We start from the raw sequence: 26,186 nt of genomic DNA on the forward strand, positions 1-26,186 counted from the left end.
TTTGAAGCCAGGTGCATCTGTTCCCTGGCCCTGCGTTGCTTTAGGGTGACGCTACTGACCTTCAACATTCGAATTCAGGACACCCACATGACCACCTTGAACCAAGCCCACTGCGAAGCCTGCCGCGCCGATGCCCCGCAAGTCAGCGATGAAGAACTGCCGGTGCTGCTCAAGCAGATCCCTGACTGGAACATCGAAGTACGCGACGGCGTGATGCAGCTGGAAAAGGTTTTCCTGTTCAAGAACTTCAAATTCGCCCTGGCCTTCACCAACGCCATGGGGGAAATCTCCGAAGCCGAAGGCCATCACCCAGGCCTGCTCACCGAATGGGGCAAGGTCACCGTGACCTGGTGGAGCCACTCCATCAAGGGCCTGCACCGCAACGACTTCATCATGGCCGCGCGCACCGACGAAGTGGCCAAGGACGCCGAGGGCCGCAAGTAATGCATTTCGATGCCATTGGCCGCGTGCCCGGCGACCCGATCCTGGGCCTGATGGACCTGTATGCCCAGGACCCCAACCCGAACAAGTTCGACTTGGGCGTGGGCGTTTATAAAGACGACCAGGGCCTGACGCCGATTCCCCGCTCGGTAAAACTCGCCGAGCAGCGCCTGGTCGACAGCCAAACCACCAAGACCTATATCGGCGGCCACGGCGATGCAGCCTTCGGCCGGCTGATCAGTGAGCTGGTGCTGGGCGCAGACTCCGCACTGCTGCGTGACCGCCGTGCCGGCGCCACCCAGACCCCAGGCGGCACCGGCGCATTGCGCCTGAGCGCCGACTTTATCGCCCACAGCCTGCCCGGCCGTGGCGTGTGGCTGAGCAACCCGACCTGGCCGATCCACGAAACCATCTTCGCCAAGGCCGGGATCAAGGTCAGCCACTACCCCTACGTAGGCGCGGACAACCGCCTGGATGTGCCGGCGATGCTGGCGACGCTGGCCACCGTGCCCAAGGGCGACGTGGTGTTGCTGCACGCCTGCTGCCATAACCCGACCGGCTTCGACCTGTCCCAGGACGACTGGCGCCAGGTGCTGCAGATCGTGCGCGAGCGCCAGCTGCTGCCATTGATCGACTTTGCCTACCAGGGCTTTGGCGACAGCCTGGAGCAGGACGCCTGGGCGGTACGGCTGTTCGCCGCCGAGCTGCCGGAAGTGCTGGTCACCAGCTCGTGCTCGAAGAATTTCGGCCTGTACCGCGACCGCGTCGGCGCGCTGATCGTGTGCACGGCGGATGCCGAAAAACTGACGGATGTACGCAGCCAGTTGGCGAATACCGCGCGCAACCTGTGGTCGACGCCGCCGGATCATGGTGCTGCCGTAGTCGCCACCATCCTCGGTGATGCCGAGCTGAAACAGCTGTGGAGCGACGAAGTCGAAGCCATGCGCTCGCGCATCGCACATCTGCGTTCCGGCCTGGTGGAAGCACTGGCGCCCCACGGGTTGTCGGAACGGTTTGCGCATATCGGCGCGCAGCGGGGGATGTTTTCCTATACCGGCTTGAGTGCCGAGCAGGTGAAGCTGCTGCGGGAGAAACACAGCGTGTATATGGTCAGTTCGGGGCGCGCGAGTGTCGCGGGTATTGATGCAACGCGTTTGACACTGCTGGCCGCCGCCATCGCCGACGTCTCCAACTGAAGAAACCTGGAACAAATGTGGGAGGGGGCTTGCCCCCGAATGCGGTGTGTCAGCCAGCTAATATATTGACTGATTCACCGCATTCGCGAGCAAGCCCGCTCCCACATTTGGATCGTGCCCGGCTCTAGCCCGCAACCATCTCGGCTTTAAGCTGCGCTTCCTTGGCCTGCGCATCCGCCAACCGATACAGCTCGATGCTGCCGTCCCAGTGCTCGATCAATGCCGTGCACGACTCCACCCAATCCCCGCAATTGAGGTAATCCACCGCGCCCACCTTGCGAATCTCGGCATGGTGGATATGCCCGCATACCACGCCATGCAGCTCGCGCTTGGTCACTTCGTGGGCGATGGCTTCTTCGAAATCGCTGATAAAGCTCACCGCCGTCTTGACCTTGTGTTTCAGATACGCCGACAACGACCAGTAGCCATAGCCATACCGTGCACGCCAGTGGTTGAGCCAGCGGTTCAGCGTGAGGGTGAACTCGTAGGCCGAATCACCGAGGAACGCCAGCCAGCGGTGGTAGCGAGTAATCACATCAAACTGGTCGCCGTGGATGACCAGCAAGTGGCGGCCATCGGCGGTGACGTGCACGGCCTCGTCCACCAGTTGGATATTGCCCAGGATCAGCTTGGAGTAGCGGCGCAGGAATTCGTCATGGTTGCCGGTGACATAGATCACTTCGGTGCCGCGCTTGGCCATGGTCAGCAGGCGGCGGATCACGTTGGTGTGGGCCTGGGGCCAATACATGCCGCCGCGCATCTTCCAGCCGTCGATGATATCGCCCACCAGGTACACCTTGTCGGCGTGGTAGCCCTTGAGAAACTGCGACAAATGTTCGGCCTGGCAATCCCGGGTGCCCAGGTGCACATCGGAAATCCACAGGGTACGCACCCGTTGCTTGCGGCTGGGCTTGGTGAACTCGGCACTGGTCATGGGCATACCTCGACGGTGTTTTCGCGAGCTTGCGCCCTGGCGATTAATAGCCCATGACAGTCGTGCGTCAGTCTGATGACAGCGCCAGCCCGGCGCAAAGCGTTGTAGACTGGCGCCTGCAGCCAAGGAGACCGCGATGAGCCCAGCCCTCACGCTACGCCACTACACCGAAGCGCCCCTCGCCCACAGCCATGACCATGCGCAGTTGGTGTTTGGCCTGTCCGGCCACTTGGACCTGGAAGTCGATGGCCGTGGCAGCCAGGTGCGCGAAAGCAGCGTGATGGTGCTGCCCTTCTCCGCCCACCACGCTTGCGGCAGTCGCGATGGCAGCCGCTGCCTGGTGCTGGACGTGCCCACCGAGCACTGGGTAGTGCAATCCCTGGGCGAACATGCCGATGCCTGCCAGCGCCTGCTCGATCAACCCACGCGCCTGGCCCTGGATGCACGGCAACACCATCTGGTGCAATGGCTGGCCCACAGCCCGGTGGATGACCCGCTGATCGCCCAGCAAGGGGCGGTGCTGTTGCTGGCCAGCCTCAATCACCCGCTGGCCCAACCGCTGCCGGGCCGACGGCTGCCCTATGCGGCGTTCAATGCGCATATCGAGCGGCACCTGGCGCACCCGCTGCAAGTCGCCGACCTGGCGCGCATCGCCGACCTCTCCGTGGCCCGCCTGCACGCACGCTTCGTCGCCGAATGCGGGCAGACGCCGATGGACTATATCCGCAGCCGCCGCCTGCAGATGGCCCTGGGCTTGCTGCGCGAAACACCGCTGCCGATCGGCGCGGTGGCCGAACGTGTCGGCTATGGGTCGCAAAGTGCGTTTGCAGCGGCGATGTTGCGCGAGTTCGGCGCGTCCCCCGGTGCGTTACGCCGCCGCGCCTGAGCAAGAGCCCTGCGCTATAAATCGCGAGCCGCGCGACAGACATCCGCAGCGGTAACCTTCTAGACTGCGAGGCTGTCACTCCCGTTGGTTCAAGGATCGCAATGACTCCCCGTTCAGCCCTCGGCGCCCTGCATATCGGCGCATTGATGTTTGGCCTCACCGGCGTTTTCGGCAAACTGGCGGCGGCCTCGCCGTCCATCATCGTATTTGGCCGCGCCGTGTTCGCGGTCATTGCCCTGGCGATATTTGCCCGGTTTGCCAGTAACACCGCGTGGAAAAAACTCGAGCTGCGCGACTGGCGCCGCCTGCTGGTGAGCGGTGTGTTACTGGCGGCACACTGGGTGACATTCTTTATTGCGGTCAAAGTAGCCGGCGTGGCCGTGGCGACCCTGGGGTTCACCGCATTCCCGGCGTTTACCGTGATCCTCGAAGGCTTGATCTTCCGCGAACGCATCCGCGCCAATGAAGTGCTGCTGGTGGCGCTGGTCACGGTTGGCCTGGTGTTGGTCACCCCGGACTTCAACCTCGCCAGCGAGGCCACCGGCGGCCTGCTCTGGGGCATCGCCTCGGGGCTGCTGTTCTCGTTGCTGTCGCTGAACAATCGCGCCAGTTCCGGGCGGATTCCGGCAGTGCAGGCGGCGCTGTGCCAGAACGTGGTGGTAGCGGTGTGCCTGGTGCCTGTGGCGGCACCGGGGCTGGCCGAAGTGCGCGCGCTGGATTGGCTGTGGATCGGCCTGCTCGGGGTGTTTTGCACCGGCCTGGCCCACAGCCTGTTTGTCGCCAGCCTCGCGGTGATCAAGGCACGGACGGCCTCGGTGGTGTTTGCCATGGAACCGCTCTACGGCATCACCGTGGCGTGGCTGCTGTTCGCCGAAACACCGACACTGCGCATGTTGCTGGGCGGCGCACTGATCATCGTCGCCATCGTGCTTTCCGGGTTGATGGGCAGCGCCAGCCAAGCCAAACAGCCGACTGCCACGGCCTGATCTATACTTTGCCTATCCGCAACAGTCTGTCGTCGTTCAACGGATAAAGACTCCTCGACGACAGCCATGATCCTTGAAGTTGCTGCACGCGAGTGGTCACTCCATTAACGCTATGCAGGGGCTTCAACATGGAAATGCTCATCAGCTTGCTGGTTCAGATCATCAGCGGCGCCATTGGCGGCAACGTCGCCGGCGTGACCAAACACAGCCTGGGCACCGGGCTCAACACCGTTATCGGTGGCGTCGGCGGCCTGGTGCTGGGCCAGATCATCTCGGCACTCACAGGCAGCTCTGGTGGCGAAGCCCTGGATGTGGCGGTGGTTGGCAGTAATATCATCGGCGGCGGTATCGGCGGCCTGGTGCTGACGCTGATCGTCGGCTTCATCAAGCACAAGCTGGCCGCCAAATAGTGCCCCCGGTCACCGCCCGGATGTTGCGGTGACCGTCACACGGTTCGGTCGTTGTGCCCGAGGTCGCGTTGCGGGTCGATCTGGTCGCGCACGCGCTGCTTGAGCACTTTGGCCTCGGGAAATCCGCCATCGGCCTTGCGCTCCCAGATCTGCACGCCGTCGCAGGTGATGCTAAACGCGCCGCCGGTGGCCGGCGCCAGCGAGACTTTGCCCAGGTCATCGGCAAACGTACTCAACAATTCCTGCGCCAGCCACGCGGCGCGCAGCAGCCATTGGCACTGGGTGCAATAGGTGATGACGATCTCGGGTTTGTTCACGGACATAATTTGACAGGTTCCTGGCGTAACGGGCTCGGCGGATCGAGTGGCTATAATACCGGCCTTTATCGCCCTGCCCCGAGATTCCTGATGCGTCGCCTGTTGCTGCTCCTGCTCCTTTTGCCTCTCCTCGCCCAAGCCGTCGAAGCCCCCCGCCCGAAAATCGGCCTGGTGCTGTCCGGCGGTGCCGCCCGTGGCCTGGCGCATATCGGCGTGCTCAAGGCCCTGGAAGAACAAGGCATCCATATCGATGCGATTGCCGGCACCAGCATGGGCGCGGTGATCGGCGGGCTGTATGCGTCGGGCTACAAGATCGACGAACTGGAGAAACTCGCGCTGGGTATTGACTGGCAACAGGCCCTGTCCGATGCGCCGCCCCGCGAAGACGTGCCGTTTCGGCGCAAGCAGGATGACCGGGACTTCCTGGTCAAGCAGAAACTCAGCTTTCGCGATGACGGCAGCCTCGGCCTGCCGCTGGGCGTGATCCAGGGCCAGAACCTGGCGCTGCTGCTGGAAAGCATGTTCGCCCACAGCAGCAACACGCGCAATTTCGACAAGCTGCCGATCCCGTTCCGCGCGGTGGCCACCGATATCACCACCGGCGAAAAGGTCGTATTTCGCAAGGGCCATCTGCCCCAGGTCATCCGCGCCAGCATGTCGATCCCGGCGGTGTTCGCGCCAGTGGAGCTGGACGGCCGCCTGCTGGTGGACGGCGGCATGACCGACAATATCCCGCTGGATGTGGCCCGGGAGATGGGCGTCGATATCGCCATCGTGGTCGACATCGGCACCCCGCTGCGCTCACGCAAGCAACTGGCGACGGTGGTCGACGTGCTTAACCAGTCCATCACCCTGATGACCCGGCGCAACTCCGAAGAACAACTCAAGGCCCTTAACCCCAAGGACGTGCTGATCCAGCCGCCCCTGGCCGCCTTTGGCGTGACCGACTTCGGCCGCGCCAAGGACATGATCGACGCCGGCTACCGTGCCACCCGCGCACTCGACGCACGGCTCGCGCACTTGCGCCCCGCCGAGCCGATCGACCCGCAACTGGTGGCGGCGCGCACCCCGGGCGAACGCACCCCGGTGATCACCGCCATCGACGTGGAAAACGACTCCAAAGTCAGCGACGACGTGATCCGTTACTACATCCGCCAGCCCCTGGGTGAACCGCTGAACCTGGGCCGCCTGCAAACAGACATGGGCACCCTCTACGGCCTGGACTACTTCGAACAGGTGCAATACCGCGTGATCAAGAAAGGCCAGGCCAACACCCTGGTGATCAGTGCGCGGGGCAAACGCAGCGGCACCGACTACTTGCGCCTGGGGCTGAACCTGTCGGATGACATGCGCGGCGACAGCGCCTTCAACCTGGGCGCCAGCTACCGCATGAACGGCATCAACCGCCTCGGGGCCGAATGGCTGACGCGCGTGCAGATCGGTGATCGCCAGGAGCTGTACAGCGAGTTCTACCAGCCGATGGACACTGGTTCGCGCTACTTCGTCGCGCCATACATCAGCGCCCAGGCACAAAACGTGGAGCTGATCCTGGACAACGACCCGATCTCCGAATATCGCCTGGAACGCTACGGTTTCGGCCTGAACGTGGGGCGCCAGATCGGCAACAGTGGCGAGATCCGCTTCGGCGTCGGCGAAGCCTGGGGCAAGGCCGACGTGCGCATCGGTGATCGGGACCTGCCGAGCGTAAGCTTCAGTGAAGGCTTCTATGAGCTGAAGTATTCCTTCGACTCCCTGGACAACGTGTACTTCCCTCACACTGGCGAGGACATCGGCCTGGCCTACCGCGAATTCGAACCGGGGCTGGGCTCGGACCAGCGCTACCGACAGTGGGAGTTCAAGCTGGACAAGGCCATGAGCCATGGCCCGGACACCCTGGTGCTGGGCGGTCGCTACGGGCGCACCCTGGATGATTCCGACGTGGTGATTTCCAGCTTTCTGCTCGGTGGTGCGCGGCAGTTGTCGGGCTTCCGCCAGGATGCGATCTCGGGGCAGAACATCAGCTTGATGCGCGCGGTGTATTACCGCCGGCTGACGCCCCGCTCGTACCTGCCGCTGGATTTCCCGTTGTATTTGGGGGCGTCACTGGAGCGCGGTCGGGCCTGGAACAACGACAATGAATTTGACAGCGGCTATATCAACGCGGCGAGTATTTTCCTGGGCTTCGATACACCGTTGGGGCCGCTGAACTTCAGCTATGGGTTCAACGATGATAACCAGAAGGCGGTTTATCTCAACTTGGGGCAAACCTTCTAATGTGAGAGGGGGCTTGCCCCCGATGACGGTGTATCAGTGAAGAGTATTTCAACTGACACTCCGCCATCGGGGGCAAGCCCCCTCCTACATTTGATCACCAGTGCTGTCTGGGTCAGGACTTTTCCAGGTTCGCCAGAATGTGCCCGTGCACGCGCATGCACACACTCAAATCCGCTTCATCCACGCCCACGAACAGCTCATGGCGCAGGGCGGTGGCAATGGTTTCAATCTGCTCGATCAACGGGCGGGCGGTGTCACACAGCAAGATACGTTTGGCACGACGATCTTCCACCACCGCCTGGCGTTGCACCAGACCCTGGCCTTCCAGGCTGTCGAGCAAGCGTGCAAGGGTCGGCCCTTCGACCCCGACGCTTTGCGCCAGCTCACGTTGAGTCGGCGGCTCTTCGAAACGAGCCAGGTGCAGCAGCACCAGCCAGCGCGCCTGGGACAAGCCCAGCCCGGCCAAGCGGCGATCCAGCTCGGCGCGCCAACCTCGGGACATTTGCGCCAGCTGCATGCCAAAACGGTGTTGATCGGTTAACGGCATAAAAAACTCATGGTTTAGACTGAAAATAGAGTGTGGCTAATTATTAGTCAGCTAAGCATGAGCCATGCCAGTAGGCAAGAGTTGCTATGTACTGATTCGTTACATTGTCGTAATTGGCACACTAAATTTCGAATTCAGACTGCAAAGCGGCCCGCACGCAGTACAAAACACCCTCCGGAACACGACCGGTAAACAGCCCTGCGATCTCCGCAACCGGTGGCAATTCGCCTTCTCCGTCGAGGAACGCATCCTGGATTTCACCGAGCAAATCCTCCGGCAAATCAAGGGCCTGCTCCAGCGACAATTGCTGCTTAGCAATAGATTCGGCCAGCAAGGTGTAGACGTTTTTTTCCGAGCATTGCAGTTGGCCGGCGATCTGGATCGGGGTCATGCCGGCACGCGCCAGGCTGATCAATTCGTGGCGAATATCAACAACTTCCTTCGGCGCCTCGACCTGACCGCCGAGCACTTCGAGGAACGCCTGGCCATAACGCTCCAGCTTGCGTGCCCCCACGCCACTGACCCGGGCCATCTCGGCCATGGTGGTGGGTTGTTCGCGAAGCATCTCCAGCAGCGTGGAGTCGGGAAAGATGACATACGGCGGCACGCTGTGTTCCTGCGCCAGTTTGCGCCGCAGGGTGCGCAAGGCTTCCCACTGCTCGCGCTCTTCGCCACGCACCAGTTGGCTGGCCGGGCTGGTGCTGGTGCTTTTGGCGGTGGTCTGCGGCTTGAGGTCGCGGCGCAGTTCCAGGCTTACCTCGCCCTTGAGCAATGGCCGGCAACTGTCGTTCAGGCGCAAGCCGCCATAGCCTTCAATGTCGATGTCGACGAGGTTGCGCGCAACCATCTGCCGGAACAACGAACGCCACTCGCCTTCGGCGCGTGCCTTGCCGACGCCATACACCGAGAGTTTTTCGTGGCCAAAGCTGCGCACCTTCTCGTTGTCCTTGCCGAGCAATACATCTACCAGGTGCCCCACGCCGTAGCGCTGGCCGGTGCGGTAGATGGTCGACAACGCCTGGCGCGCCGGCTCGGTGGCGTCCCAGGTCTGCACGCCATCGGTGCAGTTATCGCAATGGCCGCACGGCTCGGGCATGTCTTCGTCGAAATACGCCAACAGCGTCTGACGGCGGCAGCGGGTTTCTTCGCACAGCGACAGCATGGCGTCGAGCTTGTGTTGCTCCAGGCGTTTGTGGCGCTCGTCGCCCTCGGAGTTCTGCAACATCTGCTTGAGCATCACCACGTCTTGCAGGCCGTAGACCATCCAGGCGTCCGCCGGCAGGCCATCACGGCCGGCGCGGCCGGTTTCCTGGTAATACGCCTCAAGGGACTTGGGCAGGTCCATATGGGCCACGAAGCGCACGTTGGATTTGTCGATGCCCATGCCGAACGCGATGGTCGCCACCATGATCAGGCCTTCCTCGTTGAGGAAGCGCTTCTGGTGGGCAGAACGCGTTTCGTTGGGCAGGCCGGCGTGGTACGGCAGCGCCGGGTAACCCTGCTCACAGAGGAAGGCGGCAACTTCATCCACCTTTTTACGCGACAGGCAATACACGATGCCCGCATCACTGCGCCGCTCGGACAGGAACGCCAGCAACTGCTTGCGTGGCTGCTCCTTGGGCACGATGCGGTAGAAAATGTTCGGCCGGTCGAAGCTCGACAGGAAGCGCTCGGCGTTCTGCAAGTGCAGGCGCTCGACGATTTCTTCGCGGGTACGTTTGTCGGCGGTGGCGGTCAGGGCGATACGCGGTACATCGGGGAACAGTTCGGCCAGTTGACCCAGTTGCAGGTATTCGCGACGGAAATCGTGACCCCACTGTGACACGCAGTGGGCTTCATCGATGGCGAACAGGGCAATTTCCAGGCTCTGCAAAAACGCCAGCATGCGTGGCTGTACCAGGCGCTCGGGGGCCAGGTAGAGCATTTTCACTTCGCCGCGCTTGATCCGCGCGGCCAGGTCGCGCTGTTGCTCGGCGCTGAGGGTGGAGTTCAGCGACGCAGCCGCGACGCCGAGTTCTTCAAGGGTGGCAACCTGATCGTCCATCAACGCGATCAGCGGCGACACCACCACGGCCAGGCCATTGCGCAACAACGCCGGCACCTGGAAGCACAGCGACTTGCCGCCGCCGGTAGGCATCAATACCAGTGCATCACCGCCACTGGCCACGCGCTCAATGATCGCACCCTGGCGGCCACGAAAACTGTCGTAGCCGAAGATGTCCTTGAGGACGCGTTGAGCCTGCTCGAGCATGTAAAACTCCAAATATTGCCGAAATCCCTCTGTACAGGCTGGCCGAAAAAACACGCGGGCTCAGGAAATAATCCGTAAGCGAAGTTTTCTCAAGTGGGCGCTTGGCCTGCAGGGGCATCACAAAACGCGGCAGTATACCCGAGCATCATCCGCCAAAGGGCGCCGCTGACGAATAGCGGGAAATGGGCAATCGCCCCCAAACACTGAGCAATCCGTTCCTTCAGCAGCACTAAATAGTGCCTCTTCGCGAGCAAGCCCGCTCCCACACTGGCCTGGGCGCTCAAGAAAGCCTAGAATTCAGCATCGTTTATTCCCAAGGTAGTCCTTCAATGTCCTTCGCTGAGCAACTAACCCGCCTGCAAGCCTTCCTCGACGCCGATGAGCTGCATGACGAGGCGCTGGACTACGTGGCCGCCCACGGCTACCTGACCGCCCTGTCGATCTGCTCCGAGGTCGTACCCGACCGTGAATGGATCGACGCGCTGTTCGCCGAAGAGCCGCACTACGCCGACGCCGCCCAGCGTGAAGAAATCGAATCGACCCTGCTGGCCCTCAAGGCCCACATCGGTCGCCAACTGGCTTCCGACGAGGAGTTCGAGCTGCCGTGCGAGCTGGACCTCGGCGAAGAACCGGATGACTCCGACCTGCGCGGCTGGTGCATCGGTTTCATGGAAGGCGTGTTCCTGCGTGAAGCTGCCTGGTTCGAAACCGCCGAAGAAGAAGTCAGCGAAATGCTGCTGCCGATCATGGTCGGTTCGGGCCTGTTCGACGACCAGCCGGAATTCGCCGACATCGCCGCCGACGCCAACCTGATGGACGACATGATCGTACAGATCCCGGAAGCCCTGACCGCCCTGTACCTGCTGTGCAACGCCCCTGACGAAAAACCGGCGATCCTCAAGCCACGTCACCACTGAGTCGCTTGCCCGTGACACCCATGGGCAATCGCTCGCTGCTCCTGCGCTACGTGCTGCTGGCCATCGGCTGGCTCAGCGTAGCGCTGGGGGTCATCGGCATTTTCCTGCCGGTGCTGCCCACCACCCCTTTCCTGCTGCTCGCCGCCGCCTGCTTCGCGCGAAGCTCCCCACGATTCTATAACTGGCTGGTGGAACACCCGCGCCTGGGCCCCTGGATCCGTGACTATCTGGACGGCAATGGCATCCCGCTCAAGGGCAAGGTCTACGCCATTGGCTTGATGTGGCTCAGCATCGGTTTCTCCTGCTACCTGGTGCCGTTGCCGTGGGCCCGTGGTTTTATGCTGACCAGCGCCGTGCTGGTGACGATCTACATCCTGCGTCAGAAAACCCTGCCACCCCGGTAAGCCGCGACATCACGTCGCGCTCAGACCTTGGTCGACACTGACTAACCCCAAGCATCATGCGAGACTGTCCAACCGGGCCTGGAATGCCCGGGTGTTCTTATGCGCGGAGTTACCATGACGTTGTCCAGCGGGCTGATCGCCGCCGTTGCCCTGGCCTATATGGCCATTATGTTTGCCATTGCCTTTTATGGTGACCGCCGCCGCGCGCCGTTGCCGCCGCGTATGCGCGCCTGGGTGTATAGCCTGTCGCTGGCGGTGTACTGCACCAGCTGGACCTTCTTCGGCGCCGTAGGCCAGGCCGCCGAACAGTTGTGGGCATTTTTACCAATCTACCTGGGACCGGTGCTGCTACTGGTGTTGGCACCCTGGGTGTTGCAAAAGATGATCCTGATCAGCAAGCAGGAAAACATCACCTCCATCGCCGACTTTATCGCCGCACGCTACGGCAAATCCCAGTCCCTGGCCGTGGTGGTGGCGCTGATCTGCCTGGTGGGCGTGCTGCCCTACATCGCCCTGCAACTCAAAGGCATCGTGCTGGGGGTCAACCTGTTGATCGGGGCCGGCGCCGATACCACCGGCACCCGCGCGCAGGACACCGCATTGATCGTATCCCTGGTGCTGGCGCTGTTCACCATTGTGTTCGGCACACGCAACCTCGACGCCACCGAGCACCACCGGGGCATGGTGCTGGCCATCGCGTTTGAATCGCTGGTCAAGCTGTTCGCCTTCCTGGCGGTCGGCGCATTCGTGACCTTCGGTCTGTATGACGGCTTCGGCGACCTGTTCAGCCAGGCGATGCTCGCGCCCCGCCTAGAGGAATACTGGAAAGAAACCATCAACTGGCCGTCGATGGTGGTGCAGACCGGCGTGGCCATGATGGCAATCATCTGCCTGCCCCGGCAGTTTCACGTCACCGTGGTCGAGAACATCGACCCGCAGGACCTGCGCCTGGCCAAATGGGTGTTCCCGGCCTACCTGATCCTCGCCGCCCTGTTTGTAATCCCTATCGCCCTGGGCGGTAAGATGATGCTGCCCGGCTCGGTGCTGCCGGACTCCTACGTGATCAGCCTGCCCCTGGCCGAAGCCCATCCGGCCCTGGCCGTGCTGGCGTTTATCGGCGGTGCATCGGCGGCCACCGGCATGGTGATCGTGGCCAGCATCGCCTTGTCGACCATGGTATCCAACGACATGTTGCTGCCCTGGCTGCTGCGCCGCTCCAGCGCCGAGCGGCCGTTCGAAGTGTTCCGCCACTGGATGCTCTCGGTACGCCGCGTAAGCATCGTGATCATCCTGTTGCTGGCGTATGTCAGTTACCGCCTGCTCGGCTCCAGTGCGAGCCTGGCGACCATCGGCCAGATCGCCTTCGCCGCCGTGACCCAACTGGCGCCGGCGATGCTCGGCGCACTGTATTGGAAACAGGCCAATCGACGTGGGGTGTTTGCCGGTTTGGCGGCGGGTACTTTCCTGTGGTTCTACACATTGGTCCTACCCGTGACGGCGAAAAGCCTGGGGTGGTCGCTCAGCCTTTTCCCCGGGCTGACGTGGATGCATTCGCACCCGCTGGGTTTGTCAGTCACTTCACTGACGCTGGGCACGGTGTTTTCCCTGGCGGGTAACTTCACGTTGTTTGTGTGGGTGTCGATGCTGTCGCGCACACGCGTGTCGGAACACTGGCAGGCCGGGCGCTTTATCGGCCAGGAAATCAGCCAGCGTGCCAGTGCCCGTTCGATGCTGTCGGTGCAGATCAGCGACCTGCTCAGCCTGGCGGCGCGCTTTGTGGGTGACGAGCGCGCGCAGCAGAGCTTTATCCGCTTCGCCTATCGCCAAGGCAAAGGCTTCAACCCCAACCAGAACGCCGACAACGACTGGATCGCCCACACCGAGCGCTTGCTGGCGGGTGTGCTCGGGGCATCGTCGACCCGGGCAGTGGTGAAAGCCGCCATCGAAGGGCGGGAAATGCAACTGGAGGACGTAGTACGCATCGCCGACGAGGCGTCGGAGGTGCTGCAGTTCAACCGCGCATTGCTGCAAGGCGCCATTGAGAACATCACCCAAGGCATCAGCGTGGTGGACCAGTCCCTCAAGCTGGTGGCGTGGAACCGACGCTACCTGGAGCTGTTCAACTACCCCGACGGGCTGATCAGCGTGGGCCGGCCGATTGCCGACATTATCCGCTACAACGCCGAGCGCGGCCTGTGCGGGCCGGGTGAAGCCGAGGTGCATGTGGCGCGCCGCCTGCACTGGATGCGCCAGGGGCGCGCGCATACGTCCGAGCGTTTATTCCCGAACGGGCGCGTGATCGAGCTGATCGGCAACCCGATGCCCGGCGGCGGGTTTGTCATGAGTTTCACCGACATTACTGCGTTCCGCGAAGCCGAGCAGGCCCTCACCGAGGCCAACGAAGGCCTGGAACAACGCGTCACCGAGCGCACCCACGAGCTGTCGCAACTCAATGTGGCGCTCACCGACGCCAAGGGTGTGGCCGAGTCCGCCAGCCAGTCGAAGACGCGCTTCCTCGCAGCGGTCAGCCACGATTTGATGCAGCCGCTGAATGCCGCACGCCTGTTCTCGGCCGCCCTCTCCCACCAGCATGACGGCTTGTCCAGCGAGGCTCGGCAACTGGTGCAGCACCTGGACAGCTCGCTGCGCTCCGCTGAAGACTTGATCAGCGACTTGCTGGATATCTCGCGCCTGGAAAACGGCAAGATCAACCCGCAACGCCAGCCGTTTGTACTCAACGAGCTGTTCGACACTCTGGGCGCCGAATTCAAGGCGCTGGCCCACGAGCAAGGTTTGCGCTTTCGCCTGCGTGGCAGCCGATTGCGGGTAGACAGCGACATCAAGCTGCTACGGCGGATTTTGCAGAATTTTCTGACTAACGCCTTCCGTTATGCCGACGGCCCGGTGCTGCTTGGCGTACGCAGGCGCAAGGGCGAGCTGTGCTTGGAAGTGTGGGACCGTGGGCCCGGCATCCCACAGGATAAACAGAAGGTGATCTTCGAAGAGTTCAAGCGTCTGGACAGCCACCAAACCCGCGCCGAAAAAGGCCTGGGCCTGGGCCTGGCGATTGCCGACGGCCTTTGCCGCGTACTCGGCCACCGCTTGAGCGTACGGTCCTGGCCGGGCAAAGGCAGTGTATTCAGCGTGCGCGTGCCGCTGGCGCGTAACCAGGCCAGCCCGCAGGTCAAAACCGTGCAGGAAAACGGCCTGCCGCTCAGCGGCGCACAAGTGCTCTGTGTGGATAACGAAGAGAGCATCCTGATCGGCATGCGCAGCCTGCTCACGCGCTGGGGTTGCGAGGTGTGGACCGCCACCGACCAGGCGCAATGCGCGGCGTTGCTGGCCGATGGCGTGCGCCCGCAGCTGGCACTGGTGGACTACCACCTGGACCACGGCGAAACCGGTACCGAATTGATGGGCTGGCTGCGCGCCCAACTGGCGGAGCCGATTCCCGGCGTGGTCATCAGCGCCGACGGCCGCCCGGAGATGGTGGCCGAGGTGCATGCGGCGGGGTTGGACTACCTGGCCAAGCCGGTGAAGCCGGCGGCGTTGCGGGCGCTGTTGAGTCGGCATTTGCCGCTATAACAAGGATGTACACAGTAAAAATGTGGGAGGGGCGGTGCGACGATTCGACTTGCCCTCGATGGCGGTGGGTCAGTTACAGGTTAGGTGACTGAACCACTGCTATCGGGGGCAAGCCCCCTCCCACATTTCGATCTGCATTTTACTCAGGGACGTGCGCCACGCCGTCTGAATCGGTCATCGCCCGTTCCAGCAAATCCGCCGGCAGACTCTTACTCGCCCGGGCGCCGAGCAATCGCAATTGCTCGGTGCGGCTGACCAGGTTTCCGCGCCCATCTGTCAGCTTGTTCCGCGCCGCGCTGTAAGCCTTATCCAACTGCTGCAAACGGTTGCCCACTTCGTCCAGATCCTGGATAAACAACACAAACTTGTCGTACAGCCAACCGGCACGCTCGGCGATTTCCCGCGCGTTCTGGCTTTGGCGTTCCTGCTTCCACAGGCTGTCGATCACCCGCAGAGTGGCCAGCAAGGTGGTTGGGCTGACGATGACGATATGGCGGTCAAAAGCCTCCTGGAACAGGTTGGGTTCGGCCTGTAGCGCCGCGGAAAACGCCGCCTCGATCGGCACGAACAACAACACGAAATCCAGGCTGTGCAAGCCCTCCAGGCGTTTGTAATCCTTACCGGCCAGGCCTTTGACGTGATTGCGCAGCGATAGCACGTGCTGCTTCAGCGCGGCTTGGCCGATCACTTCATCATCCGCTGCCACGTATTGTTGATACGCGGTCAGGCTGACCTTGGAATCCACCACCACCTGCTTGTCGCCAGGCAACATGATCAACACATCCGGCTGGAAGCGCTCACCATCCGGGCCCTTGAGGCTGACTTGGGTCTGGTACTCGCGGCCCTTTTCCAGGCCCGCGTGTTCCAGCACGCGCTCGAGGATCAGCTCACCCCAGTTGCCCTGGGTTTTCTGGCCCTTGAGGGCGCGGGTCAGGTTGGTGGCCTCGTCTGACAGGCGCAGGTTCAATTGCTGTAGGCGTTCAAGCTCCTTGGCCAGGGAAAAGCGCTCGCGCGCCTCGTTCTGGTAGCTTTCTTCCACGCGTTTTTCGAAGAATTGAATACGTTCCTTCAAGGGGTCGAGCAATTGCCCCAGGCGCTCCTGGCTGGTTTCGGCGAAACGTTGCTCGCGCTCGTCAAAGATCTTGCCGGCCAGTTCAGCGAACTGCGCGCGCAGCTCGTCCCGCGAGCCTTGCAGGTCGGTGAGGCGCTGTTGATGGCTGTCCTGTTGCTCGCGCAGTTCGGCGCGCAAGGCCGCCGACAGTGCGTCCAGGCGGCGCAGCTCGGTTTCCTTGGCGCTGCGGTCGAGGTTCCAGGCGTGGGCGGCGTCGCGGGCGTTATCGCGGTCGATCTGCAGCAACTCGACTTCGCGGCGCACGGCGGCCAGGTCGGCCTGTTTGGCGGCATTGGCCTGGCTGAGGTCGCTGATCTCGTCGCGGCTGGCGTCCAGTTGGGCGGCGAGGCCTTCCTGGGCCAGTTGCGCAGTGGCCAGGCGCTCTTCGAGCAATTCCCAGCCCGTGGTGCGCGCGGTCAACCGCCGTTGGAGCTGCCAGCATACGGCCAATAAAGGCACCGCGGCGCCAGCAAGACCCAAGGCAATACTGGTCCAGTCAAAAACCATAGCCATTTCTGCCATTACCGAAAAAGAGCAAGGTTAACCAAGCACAGGGCGGGAGGACAGCTCAGTCTTCGACCTGGCCCAGTTCGCGTTGGGCGCGGCGGTCGCCGGCACGGGCGGCCAGGCGCAACAGGTCGTGGCCGATGCGGCGGTCACGAGCGTTGCCACACTCACGGCACATCAGCTGGCCCAGGCGACTTTGCGCCGCGACCACCCCTTCACGGGCCGGCTGCTTGAGCAAACGCCCGGCAAAGTGCTTGACGTTGGTGTTGTGGCCCAGGCGCGGGCTGTCGAGCAACCACAGGGCGACTTTCAAGGAGAAGCGCTTGGGTACGGTAACAGTCTGAGGGGTGTCGGTAACAGAAGGTGATACTGAGCGAAACTTCATAAAGCACTGCGGGACAGAACGGAAGGCGCGCCACTCTACTCTTTTTTTCCTACAGGTAAAGCTGAAAAAACCGTGCACGCCCGTTCTAGAGCAAGCGCTCGGGACAATCCACAGAAGCTGTGGATAACTCAGTGGACAACCCCCCTTTAAGGCTCGCAAAGCCCCATGGAATGGGGGCCGCAGTCAAACTGACGATTTTTTCACCAATAAAAAAAAGCCAGATTTTTCATTGACTTAAATTTCCATTGCAGGCTAACGGCGGCCCGACAAGGTAGATGACGGCGTGGTTACACATGCCGCAACTAATGTGCACAAGTACCCACCCACAGGTTATATCAGTGGCTTTTTTTGAAGCGACGGGCTGTAAAAATGTTACCGCAGGGGCAGACCGAGGACTTTTCAAATCGTTGCGGGCTCGCCACACTCCCGACCTACATCGCGACGGTGAGTGGGGTCGATGAAAGGAATTCTGTTATTCGCCGTATTGTTGCTGGCCATTTGCGCGATCTCTCTGGGGATCAATGCAGCGCTGCCGTCGCCGGACGGGGCGTTGTTTGCGATTGCCATCCTGTTGTCCGCCGCGTTCACCGCCGTGAGCCTGTGCATCGAACTGAGCGAAGGCCGCATCAATGACATGGGCGATGTGATGAAGGTCGTCGAGACCGGGCAATCCCTGCGCCTTACCCTGGCAGCGTATGGGCTGGGGTGCTCATTGGCGGCGGCCACCACCGTGCTGGTCTATCGCGGGCTATTGGGCGGCTGACAGAAAGTTTTTTGACTAGCACACTTCCCTTCCTCGATTCAATCCGTTACTATCCGCGGCGTTAGTACCAAGCTGAAAGTCAATTCTGGTCGAACAAATCCCCTGAACAACACGGGACCGACCACCTCGATGGTTTCCAGGTATCACTTGCGACGACACGGCCTTTGAACAAGCAAAGGGTGTCGCGAAGTCTCAATACTCTGACCGAACCAACCTGCAAATTGATCAGGATCTTCACCCCGGGCCCAGAACCTTTGCCCCTGTTGTGTTGCCTGCCCTCCTAAGTACCTACCTGCCAGCCCAAGCGCGCCTAACTTATTAGCGCTTCAAACTGGCTGCTTTGTTCCAGTCGGGTTCTTCGTTCGATCAATGGTGATCAACGTCACTGGAACGTTTTAACGTTGCACGGTTCTTAACCGTGTCATTTGTAGGAACACCAATAATATGTCCACTATCCACACTCAGGATGCCATTCGCACCCTCACCAACGCTTTTGCTCCAATGAACTGCCTGATCATGGCCGCTCGCAAAGGCTGCTTCAGCTTCACCCTGGTCAACGAACACGGCATCGCTCGTCACAGCGAACGCTTGTACCCCGATCAATACTCCAGCGCAGAACCGCTGCAGGCCGTGATCGAGCGTACCCGTCAGGCACTGGTTGCCTGATCGACCCGAGTCGCTGAAACACAAAAAACCCTGTTTAAAACACAGGGTTTTTTATTGCCTGGGATTTCTTGTTTGAGCTTTTGTACTAAGTTCAAATAGATATAACCGTTATAACTGGATGGCGAAGATGTTTTAAAAACAGTCCTTTACATCACAAATATGACACTACACTTCAACTCAAGCGGCATGATCCGCTTCCGGCGAGCCTGAGATCCGATCCACTGCTGCCAAGCCCCCCTCTCAGGCCTCGCCGACCACTTTCACGGATTGAGGCATGTATGGGTATCGCCGCCAGCGAATTGTGTCGTTATGTGATCCGGCCGACGTTGATGTACCTCGGTCGCCATAACCAGACTGCTGAATCCCTGCTGCTGGGCATTGCCGCCAGCCAGTCGGAACTCGGCTCAGCCTTGCACGACCGACGCGGGCATGGCCTGTACAGCATCACCGAACCTCGCCATCGCGCGTTGTGGGATAACTACCTGGCCCTGGACCCCGAGCGCGCCAGCCTGGTGCGCGGGCTGGCCAGCCAACACGCCTTTCTCAGCGCGCCCCAGCTTGAACTCACGGTAAACCTGCGTTACGCCACCGCCATCGCCTGGTTGCTGGTGGAGCAACACACGCCTGCACTGCCACCGCCGGGCGATGTTTTGGCCATGGCGCGTATCTGGAAAGAAATTTTTCACCCACAAGGAAGGCTGCGCGATTTCACTCAAGCGTGGCAAACCTGTGTTTCACCCATGAATCACGTGGTTTGCTGACCGGGCAATTTGCAAGATTCGGCAAAAAGCCTGAATTTTGGTCGGATTGTCCTACAAAACCGCTCTATCTCCTGCATTACAGCCTATAGCGCGATCTTAAATTTATTGATACTTTCCGCAGCGGTGATCACCACGGAGTTCTAATAATGAAAAAAGTAATGCTCAAGACCACACTTAGCCTCGCCGTTGCCATGGCATCCTCCCACCTGTTCGCAAGCGGTTTTGCACTCAACGAACAGAGCGTCAGCGGGATGGGTACGGGTTTCGCAGGTCGCTCTTCTTCTGCCGATGATGCAAGCACTGTTTACGGTAACCCTGCCGGTATGGCCCGCCTGAATGGCCAGCAAATCACGGGTGGTGTTGCGGCGATTGATGCCTCCACCGACATCAGCGATACCGGCGGTAACTCGCGCGGTTCCAACAAAGGTGACATGGTTCCGTTCACCGCGGTGCCATTCGGTTTCTACACCAACAAACTTAACGATCAGTGGGCCATCGGCTTCGGTGTCTACGCACCGTTCGGCCTGGTGACCGACTATGAAAACGGCTTCCAGGGCCGTGGCTTCGGCAGCAAGAGCGAAGTGAAGGTCATGACCTTCCAGCCAACTGTCAGCTACGCGTTCAATGATCGGGTGTCCATCGGCTTTGGCCCGACCATCAACCGGATTTCCGGTGTGCTGGAGTCGGACCGGACCCTTAACCCGGCCGTCAGCGATACCAACGTCAAGATCAAGGGTGACGATACCGCCCTGGGCTTCAACGTTGGTGTACTGGTCCAGGCGACCGACACCACCCGTGTTGGCCTGACCTACCACTCGAAGGTCAAATACAAGCTTGACGGGCACACCGAGGTATCGGGTCCTACCGCGACCCAAGGCTTCCTGCGTAACAACCGTTACGACGCTTCGTTGAAAATCGAAACCCCTGAGTCCTACGACCTGTCGGTCACCCAAGACCTGACCGATGCCTGGAAGCTGTACGGTGGTGCTACTTGGACCCGCTGGAGCCGCCTGAAGGAAATCACCGTCAACAACGAAGGCGTTACAGCAGCCGGCGGCGCACTGGCACCTAGCCAACTGAGCTCCATCACCGAAGAACAAGACTGGCACGACACCTGGGCCTACGCCGTGGGTACCTCGTACCAGTTGACCAAACAAGTGGTGCTGCGTACTGGCCTGACCTTCGACCAGTCCCCAACCAACAACACTGATCGTTCGCCGCGCATCCCGACTGGCGACCGTACAATCTTCAGTGTGGGCCTGGGCTACAAAGTCATGGATAACATGACCATCGACCTCGCGTACTCGTACCTGAAGGAAGAAGACGTCAAGGTTAACAACACCGCTAACCCACCATCGACAGCCAGCTACCGCGCCAAATACGAAAACAGTGCCAACGGTTTCGGCCTGGGCATGACCTACACCTTCTGATTCAGACCGGTGTAAAAAAGCCCCGCTCTCCTGCAAAAGGAGGCGGGGCTTTTTAGTGGCTGGCGATCAGGGCTTGGACGCTATCGCCGCCTCCACCGCCTTGATCAACTCCGGGCTGTCCGGCTTGGTCAAACTGGAGAAATTGGCAATCACCTTGCCCTGCCGATCGACCACGTACTTGTAGAAATTCCACTTCGGCGGCGCATCGGTCTGCTGCGCCAGCACCTTGAACAGGTGTACCGCATCCGGCCCCTTGACCTTCTGCGGCTCGGTCATGGTAAAGGTCACGCCGTAATTCACGTAGCAGACCTTGGCAGTCTCTTCGCCGGTCTTGGCTTCCTGCTTGAAGTCATCGGACGGTACGCCAATCACTTCCAGCCCTTCGCCTTTGTAGCGCTGATACAAGGCTTCGAGGCCCTTGAACTGCGGCGCGAACCCGCAAAAGCTGGCGGTATTGACGATGACCAGCGGCTTGCCGGCAAAGCGCTGGCACAGGTCGATGGATTCCTTGGCGCGCAGCTTGGGCAATTGCCCTTCGAGCAAGGGTGGGCAATCGGCGGCCATCGCCACGCTGCCAAAAGCAGCCATCAGCACGGGTACAGCAAGCCAGCGCATCTGCATGTCGAAACGTCCTTTAAAAGTACAGATATCGAACTTAACAGATCGACATACCCAGTTGCATCAACGCCAGCCCGCCATGCTGCCAGCCCCACCAGGCCAGCAGCACCAGCAACAACCCCGCAGCGGCTATCAAACCGCGCACCGCTATGCTCATGCCGCCTCCATCTGCGCCTGCAGCCGCGCCACGGGCCGCTCACGCACCGGCCAATTCAGGGCGGCGGCGAGCAGGCTCAAGAGAATCGCAACCTGCCAGATCAAATCGTAGTTACCGGTTCGATCATAGACCACCCCGCCCAACCAGCCGCCGAGGAACGAACCCAGTTGGTGGAACAGGAACACGATCCCACCGAGCATGGAGAGGTTTCGCACACCAAACAGGGTGGCGACCGTGCCATTGGTCAGCGGCACCGTGGACAGCCACAGGAAGCCCATGGCCATGCCGAATAGGTAAGCCGTGACTTCGGTGACCGGCGCCCACAGGAACAACACGATCACCACCGCACGCAGCAGGTACAAGCCCGTCAACAAGCGCGGCTTGGACATGCGCCCGCCCAGCCAACCGGCGGTGTAGGTACCGAAGATATTGAACAGGCCGATCAGTGCCAGCACCGTGGTGCCAACGGTCGCCGGCAAGTGTTGGTCAACCAGGTAGGCCGGCAGGTGCACACCGATAAACACCACTTGGAATCCGCAGACAAAAAAGCCGAACGCCAGCAGCCAGAATCCGGAGTGGGAGCAGGCTTCCTTCAGCGCTTCACGCAAGGTTTGCTGGCCAGCCATGACGGGCAGCGGCTTGTCTTTGAGCATGCTGACCAGCGGCAGGATCAACGCCACCATCAAGCCCAGTGCAAGCAAGGCGGCCGACCAGCCCAACCAGCTGATCAGGCCCAAGGTGCCGGGCACCATGGCGAACTGACCGAACGAACCGGCCGCACTGGCGATACCCATGGCCATGCTGCGTTTTTCCGGCGCCACGGCACGCCCGACCACGCCGAGAATCACTGAGAACGAGGTACCGGACAGGCCAATGCCAATCAGCAAGCCTGCACTCAGGGATAACGACCACGCCGAATCGGACATCCCCATCAACACCAGGCCCAGGGCGTACAGCACGCCGCCGACAAACACCGCTTTGGTTGCGCCGAAGCGGTCGGCCAGCGCGCCGGTAAACGGCTGCGCCAGGCCCCAGATCAGGTTTTGCAAGGCGATGGCAAAGGCAAACGTCTCACGACCCCAACCGAACTCGCTGCTCATCGGCGCCAGGAACAGGCCGAAACCATGCCGCACACCCAACGATAACGCCAGGATCAGCGCACTCCCTACAAGGATCCAACCACTGGTGCGCCACATCGAGGTCATTTCTTATTCTCCGTTCGCGGGTATATACCCGCTTGTATTTGAACAAACCCGCGCTCAGGCGAGTTCATCCAGCAAGGCCAACAAGGTTTCGCGTTTATCCGCGCCGAGTTGATCGATCAATTTCTGTTGCGCCGCTTCCCAGGCCGGCAAGGCCGCGGCCAGTCGCTCTGCTCCGGCGTCGGTAAGCAGCACCAGGCGGTTGCGCAGGTCATTGCCCTCGACCAACTGCACCAGCCCTTCGCACTCCAGCACCCGCAAGTTGCGCCCCAGGGTGCTGCGGTCCAGGCCCATGGCTTCGGCGAGGCTGGAAATACTCGGCTGATCCAGGCGCTGCAAGTTGCACAGCAAAGAATACTGGGCAACGTTGATCCCGAAGCCGTCGAGGGCGCCGTCGTAATGCCTGCTGACGCCACGGGCGGCACGTCGCAGGTTGGTACATAAACATTGGGAGGCAAGCATGGAGCGTGTATATACCCGCGATTAAGGAAATGCAAGAAAGTGTTACAGCGCCAGGCCGACCAACACCGCGACTTCCAACAGCTCCAGCAAGGCGCCGGCGGTGTCGCCGGTGGTGCCGCCGAGTCGGTTGATCATCAATTGGCGCAGCACCATAAAGCACAGCGCGGCCAGCAACACGGCGAGCCCACCACTGAAACCGCCGATGAGGATACAGGCCAGGCCGCTGAGGATCAGCACCTGCTGGCCGACGACTCTGGGTAAATGGTCCGACAGAGCCTGGCCCAATCCGCCTGCACGCACATAGCGCGTGGTCAGAAACAACGCGAGCATCGACGCGCGCCCAATCAACGGCGCCAGGATCAGCGCCGCGCCGCTGTGCTGCTCGATCAAGGCCACCAACGCGGTGAACTTGAGCAGCAACACCAGGCCCAGGGTCACTACCGCAATCGGCCCGCTGCGCGGGTCTTTCATGATGGTGAGGGTGCGCTCGCGGTCGCCAAAGCCACCCAGCCAGGCGTCCGCGCTGTCCGCCAGGCCATCCAGGTGCAGGCCGCCACTGAGCAATACCCAAGCGGTCAGCAGCAAGGCGGCGTGCAGCAACAACGGGGCGCCCATCAATGCCGTGTTCAGGGCCCAAAGCAGCACGCCGAATAACCCACCGACCAGCGGATAAAACAGCAGCGAACGCCCCAATTCCTGAGGCTGCGGCATGCCCGGCAAGCGAATCGGCAGGCTGCTGAGAAATTGCACGGCGATCCAGAACGGCAGCATGCTTATTCGACTTCCTTCAAGACGCCATCGGCGGCCACCTGCAGGCTGAACAACCCGCCATGGCCGACTTCAACATTCAGCAGTTGCTCCCGCGGCAACCCACGCGAGCGTGCCAGCAACAGGCGCATCACGCCACCATGGCTGATCAGCAACACGCGCTCACCGGCATACGCCCGATGCAAGCGTGAGACAGCGCCGAGAACGCGTTCAGAAAATTCGCTGACCGGCTCACCCTCAGGCGGCGTAAAGCTATAGGGGTCTGCCCAGAACAGGCCCAGGCCCTCTGCGTCGGTCTCCATGAGCGCTGCCGCGCTGTGCCCTTCCCAGGCGCCGAAATGCAGCTCTTGCAGGTCCTTTTCCAGGCTGACCGGAAGATCGAGCCGCGCGCCCAACTCATGGGCGAACAGTGCGCAACGCTGCAACGGCGAACTGATCAACCGATCCCAAGGCCCACGCGCAACCACGGCGGCGCGCATCTGCTCCCAGCCCTTGGCGGTGAGCGCATCATCCAGGCTGCCACGCAGGCCGCCGCCCAGCTCGGTTTCACCGTGGCGCAGCAGGTCCAGGTGCAAGGTCATGCGGGGCGGTCTGCCACGGCAGCTTCAGCGAAGGTCGCCATCTGCCCGTGCAGCGCGCACGCCAGGCGCAACAACGGCACCGCCAGCGCCGCGCCACTGCCCTCACCCAGGCGCAGACCGAGCTCCAGCAACGGCTGTGCGTCGAGGCTTTGCAACACATGACGGTGACCCGGCTCGGCGCCCCGATGGCCAAACAACAGCCACTCACGGCAGGCCGGATTCAAACGCGTGGCAACCAACGCCGCGACGCTGCAGATAAACCCATCCACCAGCACCACGATGCCTTGCTGGGCACAGGCCAGATAAGCCCCCACCAACGCAGCAATCTCAAAACCACCCAGATTGAACAGGGTTTGCAACGCATCGCCGCGCTGCGCCGCATGCAACGCCAGCGCGCGCTCGATCACCGCAACCTTGTGGCTGACGCCCTGGGCATTCAACCCGGTGCCCGGCCCCGTGAGGTCACTGACCTGACAGTCGAGCAGAGCACAGGCCAACGCACTGGCAGCCGTGGTGTTGCCGATGCCCATCTCGCCGCCGATAAACAACTGGGCACCCGTTTCACGGGCGCGCAGCACACTGTCCCGACCGGCTTGCAGCGCCAGGCGCCCCTGAACGTCAGTCATCGCCGGGCCTTTAACGAAATTCGCCGTGCCCGCGCCGATATTCAGGTGACGCACACCCGGCAAATCCAGCGACGGCGTGACGGTGCCGAGGTCGACCACTTCCAAGCGCGCATCCAACTGCCGCGCCAACACACTGATGGCCGCACCGCCGGTGACAAAGTTATGCAGCATCTGCCCGGTCACTTCCTGGGGAAACGCCGACACCCCCTCCGCAACCACACCGTGGTCCCCGGCAAAAATCGCAATCCACACCTGCTCCACCGACGGCTTGACCCGGCCCTGCAACCCAGCCAACTGCACCGCCAGCGCCTCCAACTGACCGAGGGAGCCGGCCGGCTTAGTCAACTGCTGCTGGCGCGCCAGAGCTTCTTCGTACACAGAGGCATCAATCGCCTTACAAGGGTTGATCCACCAAGTGTCAGTCATAACGCAGTACCTTTCAAAGTCATAGGCAGGCCGGCAACCGTCAGGACAACGCGCTGACACCGCTCGGCCAAAGCTTGATGCAGCCAACCGGCCTCATCCACATAGCGGCGAGTCAATTCGCCCAGCGGCACGACACCCAGACCGGTCTCGTTGCTGACAAAAATGATTTCACCCGGCAGCGAAGCCAGGGTTTCAAGCAATTGATCGCGCTCGAAAACGAGGCGATCGGCGTCTTCGAGCATCAGCAAATTGGTGAGCCAGAGGGTCAGGCAATCCACCAACAGACAGCGGTCGGCAGCAGCGTTTTCACGCAGCACACGCGCCAGCTCAAGAGGTTCTTCGACCAAACCCCAATGCTCAGGGCGACGCTGACGATGCAACGCAACACGCTCATTCATCTCCCCATCCAACGGCTGGCTGGTGGCGATGTAAATGACGGCCAACTCACTATCGCTGGCGAGCTTTTCAGCCAACCGACTCTTGCCGGAGCGGGCGCCACCCAAAATCAGTTGAAGCATGAGCTGCCCCCAATCAAAAACCCTACCTGCGATGCGAAGCGAGTCGCTTTTGATCTT

At 61.4% G+C, this 26,186-nt stretch carries 26 protein-coding genes; 13 read left to right on the top strand and 13 right to left on the bottom strand.

Annotated features, from left to right (window positions below; all coding sequences use genetic code 11):
• The first annotated feature begins 87 nt into the window (after positions 1–87).
• Positions 88–444 (top strand): 4a-hydroxytetrahydrobiopterin dehydratase, encoded by a 357-nt coding sequence (locus CXQ82_RS22480; protein WP_010208721.1) that lies wholly within the window; start codon positions 88–90, stop codon positions 442–444.
• Entirely contained in the window at positions 444–1,637 is a 1,194-nt protein-coding gene (locus CXQ82_RS22485; protein WP_101272348.1) for an amino acid aminotransferase, read from the top strand. Before CXQ82_RS22480 ends, CXQ82_RS22485 begins: the two co-directional genes overlap by 1 nt.
• A gap of 124 nt (positions 1,638–1,761) precedes the next feature.
• On the opposite strand, the gene CXQ82_RS22490 is transcribed toward CXQ82_RS22485, so the two are convergent.
• A complete protein-coding gene (locus CXQ82_RS22490; protein ID WP_101272349.1) occupies positions 1,762–2,571 on the bottom strand; it encodes a UDP-2,3-diacylglucosamine diphosphatase in 810 nt (269 codons plus the stop codon).
• Between the two features lie 136 nt (positions 2,572–2,707).
• On the opposite strand from CXQ82_RS22490, the gene CXQ82_RS22495 reads away from it, so the two are divergent.
• The 3 genes from CXQ82_RS22495 to CXQ82_RS22505 all read left to right on the top strand — a co-directional run bounded on the left by CXQ82_RS22495 (position 2,708) and on the right by CXQ82_RS22505 (position 4,853).
• Positions 2,708–3,457 carry an AraC family transcriptional regulator gene (locus CXQ82_RS22495; RefSeq protein ID WP_101272350.1) on the top strand — a complete coding sequence of 250 codons (750 nt, stop codon included), beginning with the start codon at positions 2,708–2,710 and terminating at the stop codon, positions 3,455–3,457.
• 101 nt (positions 3,458–3,558) lie between these two features.
• On the top strand, positions 3,559–4,443 hold the full coding sequence (locus tag CXQ82_RS22500; protein WP_101272351.1) for a DMT family transporter: 885 nt from the start codon (positions 3,559–3,561) through the stop codon (positions 4,441–4,443).
• Positions 4,444–4,571: 128 nt separating this feature from the next.
• The gene (locus CXQ82_RS22505; protein ID WP_101272352.1) at positions 4,572–4,853 is read left to right on the top strand and encodes a hypothetical protein; all 282 of its coding nucleotides are present in this window, start codon (positions 4,572–4,574) and stop codon (positions 4,851–4,853) included.
• A 35-nt stretch (positions 4,854–4,888) separates the two neighbouring features.
• Here CXQ82_RS22505 and CXQ82_RS22510 read toward each other — a convergent pair whose 3' ends face one another.
• Positions 4,889–5,176: a SelT/SelW/SelH family protein gene (locus CXQ82_RS22510; protein WP_101272353.1), complete on the bottom strand. Its 288-nt coding sequence runs from the start codon at positions 5,174–5,176 to the stop codon at positions 4,889–4,891.
• 84 nt (positions 5,177–5,260) lie between these two features.
• On the opposite strand from CXQ82_RS22510, the gene CXQ82_RS22515 reads away from it, so the two are divergent.
• Positions 5,261–7,444, top strand: a complete 2,184-nt coding sequence (locus CXQ82_RS22515) for a patatin-like phospholipase family protein (RefSeq protein ID WP_101272354.1) — start codon at positions 5,261–5,263, stop codon at positions 7,442–7,444.
• Positions 7,445–7,556: 112 nt separating this feature from the next.
• On the opposite strand, the gene CXQ82_RS22520 is transcribed toward CXQ82_RS22515, so the two are convergent.
• Positions 7,557–7,991, bottom strand: coding sequence for a MarR family transcriptional regulator (locus CXQ82_RS22520; protein WP_101272355.1), 435 nt, complete (start codon positions 7,989–7,991; stop codon positions 7,557–7,559).
• 121 nt (positions 7,992–8,112) lie between these two features.
• Positions 8,113–10,242 carry a DNA helicase RecQ gene (gene recQ, locus CXQ82_RS22525; protein ID WP_101272356.1) on the bottom strand — a complete coding sequence of 710 codons (2,130 nt, stop codon included), beginning with the start codon at positions 10,240–10,242 and terminating at the stop codon, positions 8,113–8,115.
• Positions 10,243–10,571: 329 nt separating this feature from the next.
• Between recQ and CXQ82_RS22530 the strand changes: the two genes are divergently transcribed.
• The 3 genes from CXQ82_RS22530 (at position 10,572) to CXQ82_RS22540 (ending at position 15,148) form a co-directional block, all read left to right on the top strand.
• Positions 10,572–11,159: a YecA family protein gene (locus CXQ82_RS22530; protein ID WP_101272357.1), complete on the top strand. Its 588-nt coding sequence runs from the start codon at positions 10,572–10,574 to the stop codon at positions 11,157–11,159.
• A gap of 20 nt (positions 11,160–11,179) precedes the next feature.
• Positions 11,180–11,563: a YbaN family protein gene (locus tag CXQ82_RS22535; protein ID WP_101272358.1), complete on the top strand. Its 384-nt coding sequence runs from the start codon at positions 11,180–11,182 to the stop codon at positions 11,561–11,563.
• A 114-nt stretch (positions 11,564–11,677) separates the two neighbouring features.
• Positions 11,678–15,148: a PAS domain-containing hybrid sensor histidine kinase/response regulator gene (locus CXQ82_RS22540; protein WP_101272359.1), complete on the top strand. Its 3,471-nt coding sequence runs from the start codon at positions 11,678–11,680 to the stop codon at positions 15,146–15,148.
• Between the two features lie 139 nt (positions 15,149–15,287).
• On the opposite strand, the gene rmuC is transcribed toward CXQ82_RS22540, so the two are convergent.
• Both rmuC and CXQ82_RS22550 read right to left on the bottom strand, forming a co-directional pair.
• Positions 15,288–16,652, bottom strand: coding sequence for a DNA recombination protein RmuC (gene rmuC, locus CXQ82_RS22545; RefSeq protein ID WP_177409963.1), 1,365 nt, complete (start codon positions 16,650–16,652; stop codon positions 15,288–15,290).
• Between the two features lie 175 nt (positions 16,653–16,827).
• Positions 16,828–17,151, bottom strand: coding sequence for a sel1 repeat family protein (locus CXQ82_RS22550; RefSeq protein WP_101272361.1), 324 nt, complete (start codon positions 17,149–17,151; stop codon positions 16,828–16,830).
• 457 nt (positions 17,152–17,608) lie between these two features.
• Between CXQ82_RS22550 and CXQ82_RS22555 the strand changes: the two genes are divergently transcribed.
• The 4 genes from CXQ82_RS22555 (at position 17,609) to CXQ82_RS22575 (ending at position 20,771) form a co-directional block, all read left to right on the top strand.
• Positions 17,609–17,914, top strand: a complete 306-nt coding sequence (locus CXQ82_RS22555) for a hypothetical protein (RefSeq protein ID WP_101272362.1) — start codon at positions 17,609–17,611, stop codon at positions 17,912–17,914.
• 444 nt (positions 17,915–18,358) lie between these two features.
• Positions 18,359–18,580, top strand: coding sequence for a hypothetical protein (locus CXQ82_RS22565; protein WP_024076751.1), 222 nt, complete (start codon positions 18,359–18,361; stop codon positions 18,578–18,580).
• Between the two features lie 278 nt (positions 18,581–18,858).
• Positions 18,859–19,341: a hypothetical protein gene (locus tag CXQ82_RS22570; RefSeq protein ID WP_101272363.1), complete on the top strand. Its 483-nt coding sequence runs from the start codon at positions 18,859–18,861 to the stop codon at positions 19,339–19,341.
• Between the two features lie 146 nt (positions 19,342–19,487).
• Positions 19,488–20,771 carry an OmpP1/FadL family transporter gene (locus tag CXQ82_RS22575; RefSeq protein WP_101272364.1) on the top strand — a complete coding sequence of 428 codons (1,284 nt, stop codon included), beginning with the start codon at positions 19,488–19,490 and terminating at the stop codon, positions 20,769–20,771.
• Positions 20,772–20,837: 66 nt separating this feature from the next.
• Here CXQ82_RS22575 and CXQ82_RS22580 read toward each other — a convergent pair whose 3' ends face one another.
• The 7 genes from CXQ82_RS22580 to cobU form a co-directional block, all read right to left on the bottom strand.
• Positions 20,838–21,392 (bottom strand): glutathione peroxidase, encoded by a 555-nt coding sequence (locus tag CXQ82_RS22580; RefSeq protein WP_101272365.1) that lies wholly within the window; start codon positions 21,390–21,392, stop codon positions 20,838–20,840.
• Between the two features lie 150 nt (positions 21,393–21,542).
• A complete protein-coding gene (locus tag CXQ82_RS22585) occupies positions 21,543–22,742 on the bottom strand; it encodes an MFS transporter (protein ID WP_164444859.1) in 1,200 nt (399 codons plus the stop codon).
• A 63-nt stretch (positions 22,743–22,805) separates the two neighbouring features.
• The gene (locus tag CXQ82_RS22590; protein WP_101272367.1) at positions 22,806–23,210 is read right to left on the bottom strand and encodes a MarR family winged helix-turn-helix transcriptional regulator; all 405 of its coding nucleotides are present in this window, start codon (positions 23,208–23,210) and stop codon (positions 22,806–22,808) included.
• A gap of 42 nt (positions 23,211–23,252) precedes the next feature.
• Positions 23,253–23,981 carry an adenosylcobinamide-GDP ribazoletransferase gene (locus tag CXQ82_RS22595; protein ID WP_101272368.1) on the bottom strand — a complete coding sequence of 243 codons (729 nt, stop codon included), beginning with the start codon at positions 23,979–23,981 and terminating at the stop codon, positions 23,253–23,255.
• 2 nt (positions 23,982–23,983) lie between these two features.
• Positions 23,984–24,559, bottom strand: coding sequence for an alpha-ribazole phosphatase family protein (gene cobC / locus CXQ82_RS22600; protein WP_101272369.1), 576 nt, complete (start codon positions 24,557–24,559; stop codon positions 23,984–23,986).
• Complete coding sequence (gene cobT, locus CXQ82_RS22605) at positions 24,556–25,611, bottom strand: nicotinate-nucleotide--dimethylbenzimidazole phosphoribosyltransferase (RefSeq protein WP_101272370.1); 1,056 nt, start codon at positions 25,609–25,611, stop codon at positions 24,556–24,558. Before cobT ends, cobC begins: the two co-directional genes overlap by 4 nt.
• Positions 25,608–26,129: a bifunctional adenosylcobinamide kinase/adenosylcobinamide-phosphate guanylyltransferase gene (gene cobU / locus CXQ82_RS22610; protein ID WP_101272371.1), complete on the bottom strand. Its 522-nt coding sequence runs from the start codon at positions 26,127–26,129 to the stop codon at positions 25,608–25,610. Before cobU ends, cobT begins: the two co-directional genes overlap by 4 nt.
• Positions 26,130–26,186 lie beyond the last annotated feature (57 nt).

Origin of the sequence: Pseudomonas sp. S09G 359, assembly GCF_002843605.1 — a bacterium.
GTDB lineage: Bacteria > Pseudomonadota > Gammaproteobacteria > Pseudomonadales > Pseudomonadaceae > Aquipseudomonas.

What these genes read in the sequence shown, in the direction of transcription:
- CXQ82_RS22480 (WP_010208721.1), top strand. Translation starts at nt 88, where the DNA reads ATGACCACCTTGAACCAAGCCCACTGCGAAGCCTGCCGCGCCGATGCC.
- CXQ82_RS22485 (WP_101272348.1), top strand. Translation starts at nt 444, where the DNA reads ATGCATTTCGATGCCATTGGCCGCGTGCCCGGCGACCCGATCCTGGGC.
- CXQ82_RS22490 (WP_101272349.1), bottom strand. Translation starts at nt 2,571, where the DNA reads ATGACCAGTGCCGAGTTCACCAAGCCCAGCCGCAAGCAACGGGTGCGT.
- CXQ82_RS22495 (WP_101272350.1), top strand. Translation starts at nt 2,708, where the DNA reads ATGAGCCCAGCCCTCACGCTACGCCACTACACCGAAGCGCCCCTCGCC.
- CXQ82_RS22500 (WP_101272351.1), top strand. Translation starts at nt 3,559, where the DNA reads ATGACTCCCCGTTCAGCCCTCGGCGCCCTGCATATCGGCGCATTGATG.
- CXQ82_RS22505 (WP_101272352.1), top strand. Translation starts at nt 4,572, where the DNA reads ATGGAAATGCTCATCAGCTTGCTGGTTCAGATCATCAGCGGCGCCATT.
- CXQ82_RS22510 (WP_101272353.1), bottom strand. Translation starts at nt 5,176, where the DNA reads ATGTCCGTGAACAAACCCGAGATCGTCATCACCTATTGCACCCAGTGC.
- CXQ82_RS22515 (WP_101272354.1), top strand. Translation starts at nt 5,261, where the DNA reads ATGCGTCGCCTGTTGCTGCTCCTGCTCCTTTTGCCTCTCCTCGCCCAA.
- CXQ82_RS22520 (WP_101272355.1), bottom strand. Translation starts at nt 7,991, where the DNA reads ATGCCGTTAACCGATCAACACCGTTTTGGCATGCAGCTGGCGCAAATG.
- recQ (WP_101272356.1), bottom strand. Translation starts at nt 10,242, where the DNA reads ATGCTCGAGCAGGCTCAACGCGTCCTCAAGGACATCTTCGGCTACGAC.
- CXQ82_RS22530 (WP_101272357.1), top strand. Translation starts at nt 10,572, where the DNA reads ATGTCCTTCGCTGAGCAACTAACCCGCCTGCAAGCCTTCCTCGACGCC.
- CXQ82_RS22535 (WP_101272358.1), top strand. Translation starts at nt 11,180, where the DNA reads ATGGGCAATCGCTCGCTGCTCCTGCGCTACGTGCTGCTGGCCATCGGC.
- CXQ82_RS22540 (WP_101272359.1), top strand. Translation starts at nt 11,678, where the DNA reads ATGACGTTGTCCAGCGGGCTGATCGCCGCCGTTGCCCTGGCCTATATG.
- CXQ82_RS22550 (WP_101272361.1), bottom strand. Translation starts at nt 17,151, where the DNA reads ATGAAGTTTCGCTCAGTATCACCTTCTGTTACCGACACCCCTCAGACT.
- CXQ82_RS22555 (WP_101272362.1), top strand. Translation starts at nt 17,609, where the DNA reads ATGAAAGGAATTCTGTTATTCGCCGTATTGTTGCTGGCCATTTGCGCG.
- CXQ82_RS22565 (WP_024076751.1), top strand. Translation starts at nt 18,359, where the DNA reads ATGTCCACTATCCACACTCAGGATGCCATTCGCACCCTCACCAACGCT.
- CXQ82_RS22570 (WP_101272363.1), top strand. Translation starts at nt 18,859, where the DNA reads ATGGGTATCGCCGCCAGCGAATTGTGTCGTTATGTGATCCGGCCGACG.
- CXQ82_RS22575 (WP_101272364.1), top strand. Translation starts at nt 19,488, where the DNA reads ATGAAAAAAGTAATGCTCAAGACCACACTTAGCCTCGCCGTTGCCATG.
- CXQ82_RS22580 (WP_101272365.1), bottom strand. Translation starts at nt 21,392, where the DNA reads ATGCAGATGCGCTGGCTTGCTGTACCCGTGCTGATGGCTGCTTTTGGC.
- CXQ82_RS22585 (WP_164444859.1), bottom strand. Translation starts at nt 22,742, where the DNA reads ATGTGGCGCACCAGTGGTTGGATCCTTGTAGGGAGTGCGCTGATCCTG.
- CXQ82_RS22590 (WP_101272367.1), bottom strand. Translation starts at nt 23,210, where the DNA reads ATGCTTGCCTCCCAATGTTTATGTACCAACCTGCGACGTGCCGCCCGT.
- CXQ82_RS22595 (WP_101272368.1), bottom strand. Translation starts at nt 23,981, where the DNA reads ATGCTGCCGTTCTGGATCGCCGTGCAATTTCTCAGCAGCCTGCCGATT.
- cobC (WP_101272369.1), bottom strand. Translation starts at nt 24,559, where the DNA reads ATGACCTTGCACCTGGACCTGCTGCGCCACGGTGAAACCGAGCTGGGC.
- cobT (WP_101272370.1), bottom strand. Translation starts at nt 25,611, where the DNA reads ATGACTGACACTTGGTGGATCAACCCTTGTAAGGCGATTGATGCCTCT.
- cobU (WP_101272371.1), bottom strand. Translation starts at nt 26,129, where the DNA reads ATGCTTCAACTGATTTTGGGTGGCGCCCGCTCCGGCAAGAGTCGGTTG.